This window comes from Azoarcus sp. DD4 (genome assembly GCF_006496635.1).
GTDB lineage: Bacteria > Pseudomonadota > Gammaproteobacteria > Burkholderiales > Rhodocyclaceae > Azoarcus.
This window is the reverse complement of the sequence record NZ_CP022958.1, coordinates 652,728-668,699: the sequence shown is the minus strand read 5'-3', so window position 1 is coordinate 668,699 and position 15,972 is coordinate 652,728. Positions and strand designations below refer to the sequence as shown.

Genomic DNA, 15,972 nt, shown 5'->3' with positions numbered 1-15,972 from the left:
TTCGTGAGGCGCCGCGGTCTTGCGCCACGGTCGCACTGGAATGTGAAGCTGTTCGCCGCCGGCGGGCGGCCGTTCAGCGCCTCATGCCGCTTCCCGGCCGCCCGCCGGCGTCTGGGCGAGGGCGGAGAAATCCGCCAGCGGTGCGCGCAGGCCGCCCAGCAGGAAGGACATCAGCCGTGGCAGCAGGCGCTGCGGATCGGCATCGTCGAAATGGCCGGCGAAGAGCTGCAGCGCGTCGGTGCCGGCGATCGAGTAGGACATCGCCCCCATCATGAAATGGAAGCGCCACAGGATTTCCTCGCGCGGCACCTCGGGCAGCGCGCGGTAGAGCGCATCGAGAAAGCGGTGCACCGCCTCGGCGTATTCCTCGGCGAGGAACTGGCGGACGAAGGCGTTAGGTTCCGTGTAGGTGCGGCCGAGCAGGCGCATGAAGGTGTGGCCGCCGTTTTCGGTGTCCGCCGCCAGCACCAGCGCCGTGCCGAAAAAAGCTTCGACGATGCGGCTGGGCTTGAGCGGCGCGCCGTTCGCTTCCGCCTCCAGACGATCGAGCGCGGCAAGGCGCTGGCGGTTGAGTTCGGTCAGGCGGCGGCGGAAGACTTCCTGGATCAACGCGTCCTTGCTACCGAAGTGGTAGTTCACTGCGGCCAGATTAGCCTTGGCGGCGGTGGTGATCATGCGCATCGAGGTGGCCTCGAAACCGTGCTCGACGAACAGGGCTTCGGCCGCATCGAGGATGCGGTCGCGGGTCTCGGGAGCAGGCGGACGGTCGGCTGGGTTCATCTTGAAACGCTCAATTCAAACAGTTGTTTTAATCATACGTTTCATTGATGAGCTGTCAAGGGGAATTTATCGAGCCGGACGCTCCCCTGTGGTGCCCCCGCCTGGCCTAAAGTAGCGCTGCAGCGAGGATCAGGAGCATCGGCTTGCCATTTCAGCCTCATCCTTCGTATTAGCCGCCTACCTCATACCAGCGGTGTTGCGCCCCCACCCTGCTCTACTCCGGTTCGTTGGCCCACCCGATGACAACTTCACCCTCCCCACCGCCCCCCGAGCTCCTCGTCATGTCGCAGCATGAAGTCCAACGCAAGCTCGGACGCTGCCTCATCCGCCTTCAGCAATATGAATGTCTGGCGAAAGCGCTAGTGACCGCGGGAAAGATCGAAGGACCTGTCAGCGCCATTGAGAACATCCAGGCACAACGCAGAGCTGCGGCCGCCAGACAGACGTTGGGGCAGTTGGTTGGCACGCTGACCGACGCCACCGTCGTGCCGGTGCGCCCGGAGTCAGCTTCCTCAGCAGAGGACTCCAAGTTCGCAAACCTGACCGAAGCTTGGGTCCATATGGACTTCTCGCTTGAGGTGGGTGGAGATAAACATACGCAAATCGTCACCGAATTGAGCCGCCTGGTCGAACTACGTAACCGGCTGGTTCATCACTTCATCCAGGACCATGACATCTGGACCGAACAGGGCTGCTTGTCCGCACAGGCACAACTGGACCGGAGCTTTGAACAGATCGACCAACGCTATCAAGAACTTCGCACTTGGGCACAATCCATAATCGCAGCAAAGCAACGCTTGGCAGCGTTTGCAGCAACCAAGGTCTTTGACAATCTGATTCACGGAATAGGGCCCGACGGAGCCGTCGATTGGTCCGGTTCGACCATCGTCCTCTTGCTCAGAGAGGCTGAAGCCCGGTTTGCGCGCAACGGTTGGGCACTGCTCGCCGACGCCACCAAGCTCATTCAAGCAGAAAGCCCCGACCACACTCCGCAGCGTTATGGCTGTCAGACTTGGCGGCAGGTTCTCCATGAATCCGGTCTGTTCTCGATCCGGAAAGAAGTCATCGGCAACGGGCGTCCGAACATAATCTGGTTCCAGTCACGGTAAGTTAGGGAGCCTCGCGCTTGAAGTTGCCCTCTGGAAACGCTTGCCGGGATTCCCGCCAACAACGTTGCCACCCGCACCCGGGCCGCATAGCCCTTACTCCCTGTGGAGGACATTATTCACATTCCGCCCCACCTCCAGCCTACGCTGTCGCACGTTTGACATATGTCCTGCGGATCATCCGGCCACCTTCCCACTCTGGACCCCGGCCCGATGAAATCCGTCAAACAATTCAAGCTGCGCGCCGCCGCGGCTGCCGTCACCCTGGTCCTCACCAGCTTCGCCGGCGCCGCCAGCGCGCTCGAATTCCAACTCGCCGGCACATACGCCACCGGGCTTTCGCACCTCGAATCCTCCGGCGAAACCGCCGCGCTGCGTAATGACCGGCTCTATGTCACCAACGCCAAGGACGTCTCGCTCGACATCGTCGATGTCGTCGACCCGGCGGCGCCGAAGCTCATCAAACGGGTCGATCTCAAGGCTTATGGCGCCGGCGTGAACAGCGTCGCGGTGTCGTCCAAGAACCTGGTCGCGGTGGCGCTGCAGGCGCAGAAGAAGACCGACGCCGGCACCATCGTGTTCCTGACCCCCGACGGCACCGTCAAGCGCACCGCCACGGTCGGCTCGCTGCCCGACATGGTCACCTTCACCCACGACGGCCGCCGCCTGCTGGTCGCCAACGAGGGCGAGCCGGACTGCTACGGCAGCGGCTGCACCGATCCGGAAGGCTCGGTCAGCATCATCGACGTGATCCCGATGAAGCCAGAACTCGCGGTGCGCACGGTGAACTTCGCCGGCGTGCCGCTGCCGGCCGGCGTACGCATCTTCGGGCCGGGCGCCACCCCGGCGCAGGATCTCGAACCGGAATACATCGCCGTCAGCGAGGACGACCGCAAGGCCTATGTCACGCTGCAGGAGAACAACGCGATCGCGGTGATCGACATCGACAGCGCGCGCGTCACCGAGATCCGTGCGCTCGGCTACAAGGACTTCAACGTCGCGCCGCAACTCACGGTCCATGAATTGAAGGATCTGCCCCTGGCCGGCACCACCGCCGCCGGCCAGAGCATCGCGCTCGGCGGCTTCTCCGGGCTGCATTTCGAAGGCCGCAGCGCCGACGGCAGGCTGCGCTTCATCACCCACACCGACCGCGGCCCCAACGGCGAGCCCACCGGCATCAACCGTCCCTTCCTGCTGCCCGACTTCAGTCCGCGCCTGGTGCGGCTGACGCTGGACCCGGCGACCGGCGCGGTCGAACTCGGCGAACAGATCCTGCTGCGTCGCGGCGACGGCAGCCCGCTTTCCGGCCTGCCCAACACCGCCGTTTCCGGCAACGCGAACGCAGCCTACAACGACGAGGTGCCGGTCGACCTGCGCGGCAACGTGCTGCCGGTCGACCCGCTCGGCGGCGACTTCGAAGGCATCGCGGTCGATGCCGACGGCTCGTTCTGGCTGGCCGACGAATACCGCCCTGCGATCTACCACTTCGATGGCAGCGGCCGCCTGCTCGACCGCTTCGTGCCCGCCGGCACCGCCACCGCGGCCGGCAAACCCGCCGGCCATTTCGGCACCGAGGCGCTGCCGGCGGTGCTCGCCCAGCGCCGCCAGAACCGCGGCTTCGAGGCCATCGTGCTGCAGGACGGCAAGCTCTACGCCTTCGTGCAGAGCCCGCTGCGCAACCCGGCCAGCCTCGCCAACAGCGCGCTCAACGCGATGAAGAACGTGCGCGTGGTGGAATTCGACCCCGCCACCGGCGCCACCCGCCAGTTCATCTACATCATGGACAACCCGGCCAGCACCGGCGCCGACGACACCCGCGCCGACAAGATCGGCGACGCCGCGGCGCTGCCCGGCGGCGGCTTCCTGGTGGTGGAACGCGACGACGACGCCCGTCCGGACGACGCGCCCGCCACCATCACCAAGAAGGTCTACGCCTTCAACCTGACCGGCGCCACCGACATCAGCAGCAAGGACATGCTCTACACCGTCGGCGGCGTCAGCAAGTCGCTCGACCAGATGACGGCGAGCGAGCTGTCGTCGGTCGGCGTCAAGCCGGTCGCCAAGGTGGTGCATGTCGATCTCGCCACCGCCGGCTACAACGCGGTCGAAAAGGTCGAAGGCCTGGCGGTGATCGACGCCGACACCATCGCGCTGATCAACGACAACGATTTCGGCGTCGCCCAGATCAGCATCGACGCCGCCACCGGCAGCTACACCCTGGCGCCGGGCTACACGCCGGAACCAGTGCAGCTCGGCATCCTGCGCACTGGCGGCCTGGACGCCTCGGACAAGGACAACGTCGCCAACATCCGCAACTGGCCGGTGCGCGGCATGTACCAGCCGGACGCCATCGCCAGTTACAGCGTCGGCGGCCAGCGCTACCTGGTCACCGCCAACGAGGGTGATGCCCGCGACTACCCCGGCTTTGCCGAGGAAGTGCGCGCCAAGAGCATCAAGGCCAACTATCCCAACCTGCCGGAAGTCGCCGACGACCTGCAACTCGGCCGCCTCACCGTGACCAGCGTGCCGCCGGCCGGCGGCGTGCCCTACGTGTTCGGCGCCCGCTCGTTCTCGATCTGGAACGCCGCCACCGGCGCCCAGGTGTGGGATTCCGGCAGCGAACTCGAAGTGCGCAGCGCCGCCGCCTTCCCGAAGAACTTCAACAGCAACAACGACGAGAACAACTTCGACAACCGCTCCGACAACAAGGGGCCAGAACCCGAAGGCGTCGCCGTCGGCACCATCGACGGCCGCAGCTACGCCTTCGTCGGCCTGGAGCGCATCGGCGGCGTGATGGTGTACGACGTCACCCAACCGGCCGCGCCAGCCTTCGTGCAGTACCTGCACTCGCGCAGCTTCGCCGGCGGCGAAGTGGGCCCGGACAGCGGCCCGGAGATCATCCGCTTCATCCCCGCCAAGGACAGCCCGACCGGCAAGCCGATGGTGGTGGTGGCGAACGAGATCAGCGGCACGGTGAATCTGTGGAGCGTGGGCGCCGGCGAATAAGCCACCCGCAGCTGCCAGCAACGACGGCGATCCCGGCAACGGGGTCGCCGTCGTGCTTTGCAGGGAAAGCCGCCTCAGCGGCTCCCGGTTGCCTCCGCCGTGGTCACTGCGGCGGCTTCGTCCAGATGGTCGAGGCTGCTGCGGGCATCCCCGTCCAGCCCTTGCAGGCCACGCATCCGGTTGCGCATTTCGCTGCCGATCTCGCGTACGTCCTGCTCGCTGCGGATCACCCGCGGCGTGATCATCACCAGCAGTTCGGTGCGCACCGTGCCGACGGCGGTCGAACCGAACAAGTTGCCCACCACCGGCAGGTCGTGCAGCCAGGGGATGCCCTGGCGGTCGCGCGTCTTGTTGTCGCGGATCAGGCCGCCGAGCACGATGGTCTCGCCCGAGCGCACCGACACGCGGCTGACCACCTGGCGCTGGTTGAAGGCACGCTGGCCGGTGGCCGAGTCGGTCTCGCCGACGTCGGTGATCGCCTGGTTCACGTCCAGCCCCACCATGTCGCCCGCATTGACCGACGGCGTCACCGCGAGCAGCACGCCTGTGTCCTTGTACTGGATCGAACTGGTGGTGGTGCCGCCGTCGGTGACGGTGGTCGACGAGCGGATCGGCTGCTGGTCGCCCACCTGGATGGTCGCGGTATGGTTGTCCTGCACCATCACCGTCGGGTTGGACAGCACGTTGAGCAGCGACTTGGTGGCCAGCATGTTGAGCACCGCGCGCACCGAACCCGCGGGGTTGATCACCGAATAGAAGAAGCCCTGCCCGGTGTTGGCGAGGGCGCCGCTGGTGTTGTTGCTGAGCTGGCCCGATCCGCTCCAGCCATCGCGCAAGGTGTTCTGGAAATACCACTGCAGGCCGTAGCGGAGTTCGTCCGACAGCGTGACCTCGACGATGCTGGCTTCGATCAGCACCTGGGTGGGCGCCACGTCCAGGCGGCGCAGCGCGGCCTCGATGCGGCGGTACTCGCGGCGGTTGGCGTGGATCAGCAATGCGTTGTTGCGGTTGTCGGCCACCACCCGGATGTGCTCGCCCATGTCAACCTGGGTTACCGCGGCGGCGCCGCCCGCCGTTCCGGTACCGGTGCCGCCGACCGCCGCCATGGCGCCGAAACCGGTGCCGCCACTTCCAGTGCCGCCACTTCCAGTGCCGGCGCTGCCGCTGGTGGCGACCGCGCTGCCGACGCTGGCCTGCACGCCGCGGCCGAGCCCGGGCGCGACACCGGTCGCCTGCACTCCGCCCACGGCCGTGGTGCCATAGAGGCCATTGAGCAGATCGGCGAGATGCCGAGCCGAGCCGTTCTGCACGGGATACACGTAGAGCTGGCCGTCGGCGTCGCCGTCGCCGGACTGGTCCAGCCGTTCGATCCAGGTCTTCATCTGCTCCAGGTAGTGCGCGCGCGGCGTCACCACCAGCAGGGCATTGAGCCGCTCGATCGCCATGACCCGCACCAGCCCGGCGAGCGGCCCCGCCCCGTCGCCGTCCTTCGCTTCGCCCGCGGCGCGTTCGCGGGCATTGGCCGCACCCCTTGCGCCACGCGCTGGCGCCGGGTTTGCCGCATTCGTGCCGCCCGAGCCGCCGGATTGCGCCGGCGTCGTGACAGGCGCGGCGATCGAAGAGCTGCCGAGCAGCGCCTTCAGCGCGGCCTCGACATCGCGCGCCGAACCATGATCGAGCGGAAAGAGCCCGACCGACATGCCCTTGAGGAAATCGACATCGAAGGTGTTGATGATCTCCAGCCAGCCGTCGATCTGGTTGCGCGTGCCGGACAGCATCAGCAGGTTGCGCACCGTATCCACCCGCAACAGCGACTCCGCGCTGGCGACCGGGCGCAGGATCTCGGCCATCTCGGCCGCGCCGATGTAGCGCAGCGGCACGATGACGGCGCCGCCGCCGGCCGCCCGCGCGTCGGCCCGCCGGACCAGCGGCACCGCGCCCGCCATCGCCTCGGCCTTGCCGATGCGGTAGCGGCCGGAAGCGTCGGCCACCATCGCCATGCCGTTGGCCTGCAGCGCGGATTCCAGCAGCGACAACACCTGATCGCGCGGCACCGGCCCTTGGGTGTGGAGCGTCAGCTCGCCGGCCAGCGGCGTCACCAGCGCATAGTCCAGCCTGAGCAGGTCGCCGAGGATGGCGTGCACCACTTCGGTCACCGGCGCCTGCTCGAAATGCAGGGCCACCGCCGTGCCTTGCGCGCTGACCGAGCTGCGCGCCGACGGTGTCGCGATCATCACGTCGCTCCCTTTCGTCAGGACGGGCGCGCTGCGCTCGGTCTCCGGGGATATGGGTGCGGCCGGCGGCGCGACGACTGCCGGCGGACGGGACTGGCGGGCGACGGCAGCGGCGCTGCCGTCCAGCACGGTCGGATCGGTGGCGCAGGCGGCCAGGGGCAGGACGAGCGCGAGACAGGCGGCTTTGCTGGGATTCATCCGGTGCGGGGTGTCGGTTGGGTGGATCGGGGGTCAGTTGGCGGCCGCCTGCCGGCGGGCCTGGCGGCGGGCACGGCGCGCGGCGGCGGTGTCGTCGTCGGCCGCGGGGGGCGCATCGCTTGCCTTTGCGGCCGCGCCGGGCGAAGGCGGCGGTGTTTGCGGCGTGGTGGTGGCGGCCGCCACCGGTTCTGCGGGTTTCTGCACCGCGTGTTCCATGAAGAGATCCTGTCCGGGGAGTTCGCCGCGGGAGAAACGGGCCGTGCGGCCGTCGCTGCCCTGCAGCACCCAGCCATCGATCTGCTCCCCGGCACGCACGCGCCGGACCCTGTCGCCGTGGGCGAGGAGCGCGACCGTGGCCTGACCGCTGCCCAGCAAGCCGACCAGGCGGAAGTCCTGGAAGGACGGCGCGCCGCCGTTGCCGGTAGCCGCGCTGCGCGTGGGACTGAACAGGGGGCGTTCGGTGATGGCCTGCACCACGGCGGCATCCGGCGCCGGCTGCGTGGGCGATTGCGGTGCCAGGGCCGCGGCATCGGGCGGGAGCGGCGCCGGCTCCGGCCACGCCGGCGCCCCCAGCCAGTAGGCCAGCAGGCCGGCCGCCAGGGCGAGGTTCGCCAGCACCAGCACAAGGCGTGGCGGCAGCCGGACATCCCCGCCGCCGCTGCGCAAGCGCCGGCCCGACACGCTCGCTGGACGCCCCTCCTGTCGCTGAAGATGCTCCCTTTCGGGCGGCCGGGCGGGGGCGCTCATGGCACGCGCCTCAGCACGCTGAAACGTGCCTGCACCGTCAGCCGGCCGCCATCGCCGGCACGACTGCGCTGACGCTGGATGCCAAGGCTGTCGATGAAGATCGCGGGCGCCTGCCCCGACTGCGTCTGCACCGCCAGCAGCATCTGCCGCAACTGGCCAATTTCGGCTTCCAGCGTCATCGACACCGGCACGTCCTCCAGGTCTGCCTGGCGCTTGCCCGTCCCGATCTGGCTGTTGATCACGCCGACGCCCGCCGCCTCGGCCGCCGCCCGCAGCCGTTGCTGCAGGTCGGTGCCGATGCGGTCGCCGCTCATGGTCACGGGGTAGGCGAAGCGGTCCAGCGCGGCGGTCGCCGCCGCCGCGGCCTGCTCCACCGCGGCCGCCGATTCGCGCAAGCCCGCCAGCCGGGCGTAGCGCGGCGCCACCGCCTCCTGCACTTCCCCGGCTTCGCGCCCCCGCTCGGCGACCAGCAACCCGGCGAAGACAGCGATCACCACCACGCCGGCAAGCGTGCCGAACACGCTGAGATGGGCCGGCCGCAACGCCGCCTTGCCGGGCACCTTCATCGCTCCGCCCCCTGTCCCAGCCTGAACTCGATGGCAAAACTCTCGCGCCCGGTGGCGCGGTCGCGCGCGATCGCGGAGGGCGAACGCAAGTCATGGAAATCGGGCTGGGCGCCGAGCGTTTCCATCAATCCGGCGGCGTTGTCGGCCAGGCCGCCGAGAACGACGGTGTCGCCACGCAGCTCCAGCCGGGTCAGGTGGGCGCTGTCGGGCAGCAGCTGCGACAGGCGGCCGAGCAAGGCCACCGGGTCGGGGCGGGCGGCGGCGTAGGCTGTCACCGTCTGCAACTGGAGGTTGGCCCTGCCGAATGCGTCGCGGGTGGCGACGATGGGCGCCACCGCCTGCGTCAGCGCATCCAGCCGGGCCTGTGCCTCCTGCGCCTGTCGTTGTGCCTGCAGCGCGGGCGAGGCCGCGAGCGCGCCGGCGAGGAACACCGCGGCGCCGATCAGGGCCTGCGTCTGGCGGTGGCGCCGGCGCGTGCGCGCGTAGCGGTGCGCTTCCGCATAGCCCTGGAGCACCACGAAGGGCGGGCCGCCCGCCCAGACTTCCAGTTCGGCGCCCCCGCCCTGCGCATCGCCCGCACGGGCCGCGGCGATGCATTCCGCGACGTGCGCCTTCGCTGCCATCGCCAGTTCGACCCGCAACTGCCCACCTGCCACCTCGGTGCGGTAACCCCAGGCGGTCGCATCAACCCCGAAGGGGGTCGTCGCCTGCACTGCCAGCAACACCGCCTGCCGCAGTTCGGCGGAGGACAGCGGCGGCAGCAGCAGGGACTGCTGCAACACCTTCTCCTCGGGCAACAGCAGCGCACAGGCACGCCCGGCAGCGCCGGCAGCGGGCCAGATGCGCTCGCCGCCTTCCGGCAGCCTCAGGCGCACCGCCTCGGCGGGCAGCAGACGGGTGAAGAAGGGCCGGTCCAGCGCCTCACGCCAGCCCAGGCGCCAGAGCCCGGCGAGCCGGCGCAGATCCAGTCCGAAGAGATCGTAGGGATTGCGGTCGGCGGTCATGGTGCGGCCGGTGGCGAAAGGGGAAGGAAGCGGACCGGCTCGGCGGCCACCGTCTGCCAGGGCGCGCCGCCGGCATCGGGTGCGGCGACGATCCAGCGGCCTCGCACCGCGCGCAGCTCGCCGACGGGCACCTCGACCTCGACATGCAGGACGCTGCCGACACCGCCCTGGTCGAGAAAGGCCGGGTCGAGCGCGGTCAAGTCCATGCTGCGGTCGCCGGCATCGCGTGCCGCAGCGATCCGCCCCGCGAGGCCGTGGTTGCCGCCGGCGAGGATCGCCAGCACCTCCGGGGGCGCAGCCAGCGGATTGACACCGGCGGCGGCACCCGCCCAGACCGTGACGTACGGGCGGATGCGCTCGAACAGTTCGAAATCGAAGCCCAGCACCTGCAGTAGGTCTTCCGGCACCAGCAGACGACCGTTGCGCGGCCGCCAGGCCAGGTTGGCCGCGGCGTAGGCCGGCGCCTCGGCGCCCTCGGGCAGCGCCGCGTCGTCCGCATCCCGCCAGTCGATGAGGCGCTGTGCCAGCACGCCCGCCACTGCGGGGTCGAGTCCGCCCCCCAGTGTCAGCAGGGCGCGCAGCAGCGGTTCTGGCGCGGCATTCAGGTTGATGTAGCCGGTCGCCGGCACCACCCGTACCGCGATCACGCGCCCTTCCAGCATGTAGTCGGCGCGCCGCAGGCTGTCCGGCGGCGGCGTCGCGGTACGCCAGTCGAGCACCGCCAGCTGGATCGCCGCATCGCCCAGCGCAATCGCCTCGGCCGCCGCGCCGCGCACCTGCGCCGCTTTCACTTCGGCGCGCGCCAGCGACAGCAGCCCGCCGACCAGCAGCGACAGCGCCGCCGTCATCCACAGCACGGCGACCAGGGCCAGGCCATGGTCGCGGGCGGCAAGACGACCGCAGCCCATCAGTCGCCCAACTCCGGCACCACATGGACGGTGCCGTGGTCGACAGCGGCGATGGAAACGAAGAGCGGTGGCCACGCCTGCCCCCCGGCGGCAACGTCGATGCGGACACGCGCAGGCAGATGGCCCGGCTCCGCCCAGATATCCGACCAGTGCGTCGTCTCGTCCGGCCGGCGCGCCCGGCTTTCGTAGGACAGCCGCAGCGCATCGAGCCCCTCCGCCAGTACCTGGCTGGCAAACGCACCCGCCGCCGGCGTGGCCCCGGGCACGTAGGGCAGATAGCGCAACAGCAGGCGCGGCGGCGGTCCGTCCGCCTCGAGCCGGAAGAGATAGAGGCCGCCGGCGCCGTGGCGGGCCGGCATGCTGCCCAGCCATTCGAGCCCGTCGGCACGGCCGGCGAAATACGCGCTCTGGCTGCCGTCCGGCAAGGTGTGGCGGAGCTGGCCGACGGCGGACGACAGTGCCGTGCGCAGAAAGGCCGTCGCCAGCCACGCGTCACCTTCGCGCCCGGCGCGCGCCTCCAGCCTCGCGGCCGTGCTGCCGAACCCCGCGAGTGCGCTCACCAGACCCAGCATGAGGAGCGACAGCAGCGCCAACGCGATGACGACCTCGACCAGCGTGAAACCCGCCGTCGCGTCCGGGCGAACGCGCGCAGGAACGCGGCCAATGGCGGTTCTCATCGCGCCCCCGGCACCGCCGAACGCTCGGGCAACAGGCTGGTCAGGTGCAGTTCGCGCTCGCCCGCGCCTTCACGCCAGTACACGACAGCCTCGACCCGGTACAGCGGCCACCCGGGTGCGGCCTCGCGGCCGGTGGCGTAGGGCCGGGCGGTCAGACGCCAGCGCAGACCGGCGGCCTCGCCAGTGTCGTCGCCGCCGCCGGGCGGCACCGTGGTGCGCGAGTCGAGCACCGACAGCGCCAGCGCCAGCGCGCGCGTACGCGCTTCGCTCTCGCCCACGCCGCGCACGCCGCCGCCCGCCGCGTGATAGAGCGCTGCGAGCGAAAAGGTCATGATGGACAGCGCCACCAGCACTTCCAGCAGCGAAAAGCCGCGCGCGACCGTCCTGTACCTCATCCCGGAATCGGCTCCTGTTCTATCCGCCCGAACAGCCAGTCGACCCGCAGGCGGACGCCGCCGCCCTGCGGGCGGAGCAGGTCGACGCTGCCGCCGGTGGCGCCGCCGTCCGGCTGAAAACGGATGCCGCCCTTGCCGGCGGCCTCCACCTCGCGCTCGGCGACGATGACACGCACACCCACCGCCTCGGGCAGGCGCCCGCCGAGGCGGCCATCGACGCCGTAGCTGCGGCCCGCAAGGTCCACCGCGAACACGACGGGCCGGCCGCTGCGCATCGCCTCCGTGCGCGCGGCGTGCATGCCGGCAAGCACCCCGCGCACGGCCGAACGGTAAGCCATGGTCTGCAGCAGGCGCTCGTGGTTGGCCGCGACGGCGCCCAGCGCGAGCGCCGCGATGGCCAGCGCCACCACCAGTTCCACCAGCGTGAAGCCGCGCATCGGCGCCCTCCCCGCCTACTGCCAGTTGCCGACGTCGGCATTCTCGCCATCACCGCCCGGCGCGTTGTCCGCGCCGAGGGTGTAGATGTCGATGTCGCCATGCCTGCCGGGCACGTCGTAGCGATAGGCATTGCCCCACGGGTCCCTGGGCACGCCGCCCTTCTTGAGGTAGGGGCCGTTCCAGCCGGGCGCCGAGGCCGGCCGCGTCACCAGCGCGTCCAGCCCCTCGGCGGCGCTCGGGAAGCGGGTGACGTCGAGCTTGAAGAGTTCGGCCGCCTGCTCCAGATCCTTGATCTGCACCGGCGCCGTCTTGCTCTTGGCGCCACCCAGCTGGCCGAGCACCCTGGGCCCGACCAGGCCGACAAGCAGGCCGAGGATGGCGAGGACGACCAGCAGTTCGACCAGCGTGAAGCCGCGCGCGGAGCGGGCAGCGGAAGGCGGACGCGAGGGGATCATGGCTGATGGTTTCCGTATGACGATGGGAATAATGAACGAGGTCCGCGGCGGTCTCACGTGGCGAGGTCGTTGACCGACAGGATGCCGAGCAGGATGGAGACGATGATCGCGGCGATGACCGCCCCCAGCACCAGGATGAGCAGCGGTTCGAGCAGGGTCAGCGCGCGTTTGACGCCGGCCTGGACCTCGCCGTCGGCAACCCGGGCGAGCTCCAGCAGCATTTCGTCCAGCCGTCCGGTCTCCTCGCCGAGCCGCAGCATGTTGAGCGCGAGCGGGCCGAACAGGCCGCTGCCGCCAAGCGCGTCGGCAAGCCGGCCGCCCTGCTTGATCGCGGGGACGACGCCGGCCAGCGCCCCGCGCAGGTGCTGGTTGGCCATGGTGTCGGACGCGATGCGCAGCGCATGCACGATGGGCACGCCATTGCCCAGCAGGGTGCCCATGCTGCGGGCGAAGCGGCTGACCTCGTACTTGCGCGCCACGCCGCCCAGCACCGGCAGCTTCAGCACCTGCGCGTCCCGCCAGCCGCGTCCGGCCGGCGTCGCCAGCCAGCGTCGCCCCAGCCAGAGCACCGCCGCCGCGGCCAGCGCCATCAGCCAGCCCCAGTCGGCGACGAGGTGGCCGCCGGCAACGATGATGCGTGTCGGCAGCGGCAGCGCCTCGCCCATGTCGTCGAACAGGCTTTCGAACTGCGGCACCACGAAGCCCAGCATCAGGAACACCGAAACCGCCGCCACCGCCACCAGCACCGCCGGATAGATCAGCGCCGACACCACCGATTCGCGCAGCGCCTTCACCCGCTCCAGGTGTTCCGCCAGCCGGCCGAGAACCTCGGCGAGCTGACCGCCGGCTTCGCCGGAACGGACCATGTTGATGTAGAACTCGCCGAACGCCGCCTGATGGGCCGACAGCGCCTGCGACAGGCCCTTGCCCGCCTTCACCGCCTTCAGCAGTTCATCCGCCAGACCGGCCACCGCGGGCTTGGCCGCCATGTCGAGCAGCACCCGCAGGGCGCGGTCCAGCGGCAAGCCGGCGCGCAGCATGACGGCGAGTTCGCCGGTGAGTGCATGGATGTCGGCGGCATCGAGGCCGCCGTCTCGTGCGAAGCGGCGGCCGGGGCGTGCATCGCCGGCCACGCCCACGCCAGCGGTGGCGCCATCGGCTTCGGCGATCTGCAGCGGCGTCAGCCCCTGCGCCTGCAACTGGCGCAGCGCCGCCTCGCGGCTGGGCGCGGCGACACGGCCGTCGCGCACGCGGCCGTCGCCATGGGCGGCGCGATAGACGTAGTCAGCCATGGCCCTGGTCCTGCGTCACGCGCAGCACTTCCTCCAGCGAGGTCAGCCCCGCCGCCACCTTGCGCAGGCCATCCTCGTACAGCGTCAGCATGCCGCCCCGGCACGCAACCGCGTGCAGCGTGGTGGCGTCCGCGCCCGCCAGGATGGCGCGGTGCGCCTCCTCGTCCAGCACGAACAGTTCGTGGACCGCGGTGCGGCCGCGGTAGCCACTGCCCTTGCACGCCGGGCAGCCGCGGGCGCGCTGCACCGTACGGCTGCCCGCCGGCATGAAGCGCGCAAGGCCGCTGGCCTGCAGGACCTCGTCGGCGAGCTCCTCCGGCGCCTTGCACTGCGGGCACAGGCTGCGCACCAGGCGCTGGGCCAGCACGCCGTTCACCGCCGAGGTGATCAGGTAGCGCTCCACCCCCATGTCTTCCAGCCGGACGATGGCGCCGGCCGCGGTGTTGGTGTGCAGCGTCGACAGCACGAGGTGGCCGGTCAACGCGGACTGCACCGCGATCTGCGCGGTTTCGGTGTCGCGCATCTCGCCGATCATGATGATGTCCGGGTCCTGGCGCAGGATGGAGCGCAGCACCTGCGCGAAACCCATGCCGATCTGCGGCTGCACCTGCACCTGGTTCACCCCGGCCAGCTGGTACTCCACCGGGTCCTCCACGGTGAGGATCTTCAACGCGCCGGCATCCAGCCTGGCGAGCGAGGCGTACAGCGTGGTCGTCTTGCCCGACCCGGTCGGCCCGGTCACCAGCAGGATGCCGTGCGGGCGCGCGATCAGCTCGCGGTAGCGCGCCAGGGTGTCGGCGGAAAAACCCATGTCCTCCAGCGACAGGCGGATGCTGGCGCGGTCCAGCACCCGCATCACCACGCTTTCGCCATGCACGGTGGGCAGGGTGGAAACGCGCAGATCGAGTTCGTGCCCCTTCACCCGGCTCCTGATGCGTCCGTCCTGCGGCAGGCGGCGCTCGGCGATGTTAAGATGGGCGAGCAGCTTGATGCGCGAGGTCACCGCCGCTGCCAGCGCGAGATCGGCCGGGTCGCCATCCTGCATCACGCCGTCGACGCGATAGCGCACGCGCAAGCCGTCCTCGAAGGGTTCGATGTGGATGTCGGAAGCGCGCAGGTCGATCACGCGGCCGATGATCTGGTTCACCAGGCGGATCACCGGCGCCTCGCTGGCGAGATCCTTCAGATGCTCGACGAACTCGCTGTCGCCGCTGGCGGACAGCGCGCCGTCAGGCAGGGGTTCCGCCGCCGGTTCGACGTACAGCCGCTCCAGCGCAGCCTGCAATTCCGTCTCGATGGCCAGCAGCGGCCGCACTTCCAGCCCGCTCGCCAGCTTTACCGCCTTGACGAGAAAGGCGTCCTGCGGCACCGCCATTGCAAGCGCGAGATGCGAGCCCTCCACGCGCAGCGGCAGGACGCGATGTGCAAGCAGGTAATCGGCATGCAGCCCGGGGACATCCAGTGCGGCCTCCGGGTAATCCGGGGGCAGGACCAGCGGCAGGTCGAGCTGCACCGACAAGGCTCGCCCCACCTCGGTCTCGGAGACCAACCCCAGCCGCACCAGCACCCGCCCGAGCAGATCACCCAGTTCCCGCTGCGCCGCGAGCGCCTGGTCGAGGTCGCGCGCCGACAACCGCCCCTCGCGAACCAGCAGTTCGCCAAGCCGCCCATGGGCAGCCTCGACCGGGCTGGATAAGAGGGAGCTGTCGTCGTTCATGTAGCGGCCGGAGTGCTGGAGTTCTACGGGTTGCAGTCAAGTGACGACATTCCATTCGCAACTTTCAAGCCAGCTTCATACCCCTGGCCCGGGCCTCCGCCGCGGCAGTCCGGCGCCTTCGCGGCGCGAGCACTTCACCGGGGACGCGACCTGATGACGGCCGCCCGGCTCCGGCCGGGGTGTTCAGTTCATGACATCGAAACAATCCGTTTGTCTTATTTGTATAGTTAACAACATAACGTTATCCCGAACGAGCGCTACGTCCTTGCGAAACGCGCCTTCAACACCTTGGCGATCCACCCAGCCGTCATTTCTAAAAAGGCTTCCGAAGGCAGGAAGCGCTATTCCCACCGACAGAGCAATTGCCAATGGCATGGCATTTGCTGTCCGAAAATCAATATAGCTACATATATAGAAACAGCCGGCGCAGCACCACGCCGCAAGCTGCC

14 protein-coding genes are annotated in these 15,972 nt (G+C 69.6%); 2 read left to right on the top strand and 12 right to left on the bottom strand.

Annotated features, from left to right (window positions below; all coding sequences use genetic code 11):
- Window positions 1-81: 81 nt before the first annotated feature.
- Window positions 82-780 carry a TetR/AcrR family transcriptional regulator gene (locus tag CJ010_RS03215; protein ID WP_141016702.1) on the bottom strand — a complete coding sequence of 233 codons (699 nt, stop codon included), beginning with the start codon at window positions 778-780 and terminating at the stop codon, window positions 82-84.
- A 281-nt stretch (window positions 781-1,061) separates the two neighbouring features.
- Here CJ010_RS03215 and CJ010_RS03210 point away from each other — a divergent pair, with 281 nt between their 5' ends.
- Both CJ010_RS03210 and CJ010_RS03205 read left to right on the top strand, forming a co-directional pair.
- Window positions 1,062-1,889 (top strand): OST-HTH/LOTUS domain-containing protein, encoded by an 828-nt coding sequence (locus CJ010_RS03210; RefSeq protein WP_168224896.1) that lies wholly within the window; start codon window positions 1,062-1,064, stop codon window positions 1,887-1,889.
- A 210-nt stretch (window positions 1,890-2,099) separates the two neighbouring features.
- Window positions 2,100-4,892 (top strand): esterase-like activity of phytase family protein, encoded by a 2,793-nt coding sequence (locus tag CJ010_RS03205; RefSeq protein WP_168224895.1) that lies wholly within the window; start codon window positions 2,100-2,102, stop codon window positions 4,890-4,892.
- Between the two features lie 74 nt (window positions 4,893-4,966).
- Here CJ010_RS03205 and gspD read toward each other — a convergent pair whose 3' ends face one another.
- From gspD to CJ010_RS03150, 11 genes are read right to left on the bottom strand one after another with little or no spacing between them, the layout of a single operon-like run.
- The gene (gene gspD, locus CJ010_RS03200) at window positions 4,967-7,324 is read right to left on the bottom strand and encodes a type II secretion system secretin GspD (protein ID WP_168224894.1); all 2,358 of its coding nucleotides are present in this window, start codon (window positions 7,322-7,324) and stop codon (window positions 4,967-4,969) included.
- Between the two features lie 33 nt (window positions 7,325-7,357).
- On the bottom strand, window positions 7,358-8,071 hold the full coding sequence (locus tag CJ010_RS03195; protein ID WP_141016699.1) for a hypothetical protein: 714 nt from the start codon (window positions 8,069-8,071) through the stop codon (window positions 7,358-7,360).
- Window positions 8,068-8,637 (bottom strand): type II secretion system protein GspM, encoded by a 570-nt coding sequence (gene gspM / locus CJ010_RS03190; protein ID WP_141016698.1) that lies wholly within the window; start codon window positions 8,635-8,637, stop codon window positions 8,068-8,070. The genes CJ010_RS03195 and gspM overlap by 4 nt, the downstream gene beginning before the upstream one ends.
- Window positions 8,634-9,641 (bottom strand): PilN domain-containing protein, encoded by a 1,008-nt coding sequence (locus tag CJ010_RS03185; RefSeq protein WP_141016697.1) that lies wholly within the window; start codon window positions 9,639-9,641, stop codon window positions 8,634-8,636. Before CJ010_RS03185 ends, gspM begins: the two co-directional genes overlap by 4 nt.
- Window positions 9,638-10,549: a general secretion pathway protein GspK gene (locus CJ010_RS03180; protein ID WP_168224893.1), complete on the bottom strand. Its 912-nt coding sequence runs from the start codon at window positions 10,547-10,549 to the stop codon at window positions 9,638-9,640. Before CJ010_RS03180 ends, CJ010_RS03185 begins: the two co-directional genes overlap by 4 nt.
- Entirely contained in the window at window positions 10,549-11,226 is a 678-nt protein-coding gene (locus tag CJ010_RS03175) for a prepilin-type N-terminal cleavage/methylation domain-containing protein (RefSeq protein WP_141016695.1), read from the bottom strand. The genes CJ010_RS03180 and CJ010_RS03175 overlap by 1 nt, the downstream gene beginning before the upstream one ends.
- The gene (locus CJ010_RS03170) at window positions 11,223-11,621 is read right to left on the bottom strand and encodes a prepilin-type N-terminal cleavage/methylation domain-containing protein (RefSeq protein WP_141016694.1); all 399 of its coding nucleotides are present in this window, start codon (window positions 11,619-11,621) and stop codon (window positions 11,223-11,225) included. The genes CJ010_RS03175 and CJ010_RS03170 overlap by 4 nt, the downstream gene beginning before the upstream one ends.
- A complete protein-coding gene (locus CJ010_RS03165) occupies window positions 11,618-12,058 on the bottom strand; it encodes a GspH/FimT family protein (protein ID WP_141016693.1) in 441 nt (146 codons plus the stop codon). The genes CJ010_RS03170 and CJ010_RS03165 overlap by 4 nt, the downstream gene beginning before the upstream one ends.
- A gap of 15 nt (window positions 12,059-12,073) precedes the next feature.
- Window positions 12,074-12,514 (bottom strand): type II secretion system major pseudopilin GspG, encoded by a 441-nt coding sequence (gspG, locus tag CJ010_RS03160; RefSeq protein ID WP_141016692.1) that lies wholly within the window; start codon window positions 12,512-12,514, stop codon window positions 12,074-12,076.
- 53 nt (window positions 12,515-12,567) lie between these two features.
- Complete coding sequence (locus tag CJ010_RS03155; RefSeq protein ID WP_141016691.1) at window positions 12,568-13,806, bottom strand: type II secretion system F family protein; 1,239 nt, start codon at window positions 13,804-13,806, stop codon at window positions 12,568-12,570.
- Window positions 13,799-15,523 (bottom strand): GspE/PulE family protein, encoded by a 1,725-nt coding sequence (locus CJ010_RS03150; RefSeq protein WP_141016690.1) that lies wholly within the window; start codon window positions 15,521-15,523, stop codon window positions 13,799-13,801. Before CJ010_RS03150 ends, CJ010_RS03155 begins: the two co-directional genes overlap by 8 nt.
- Between the last annotated feature and the right edge of the window lie 449 nt (window positions 15,524-15,972).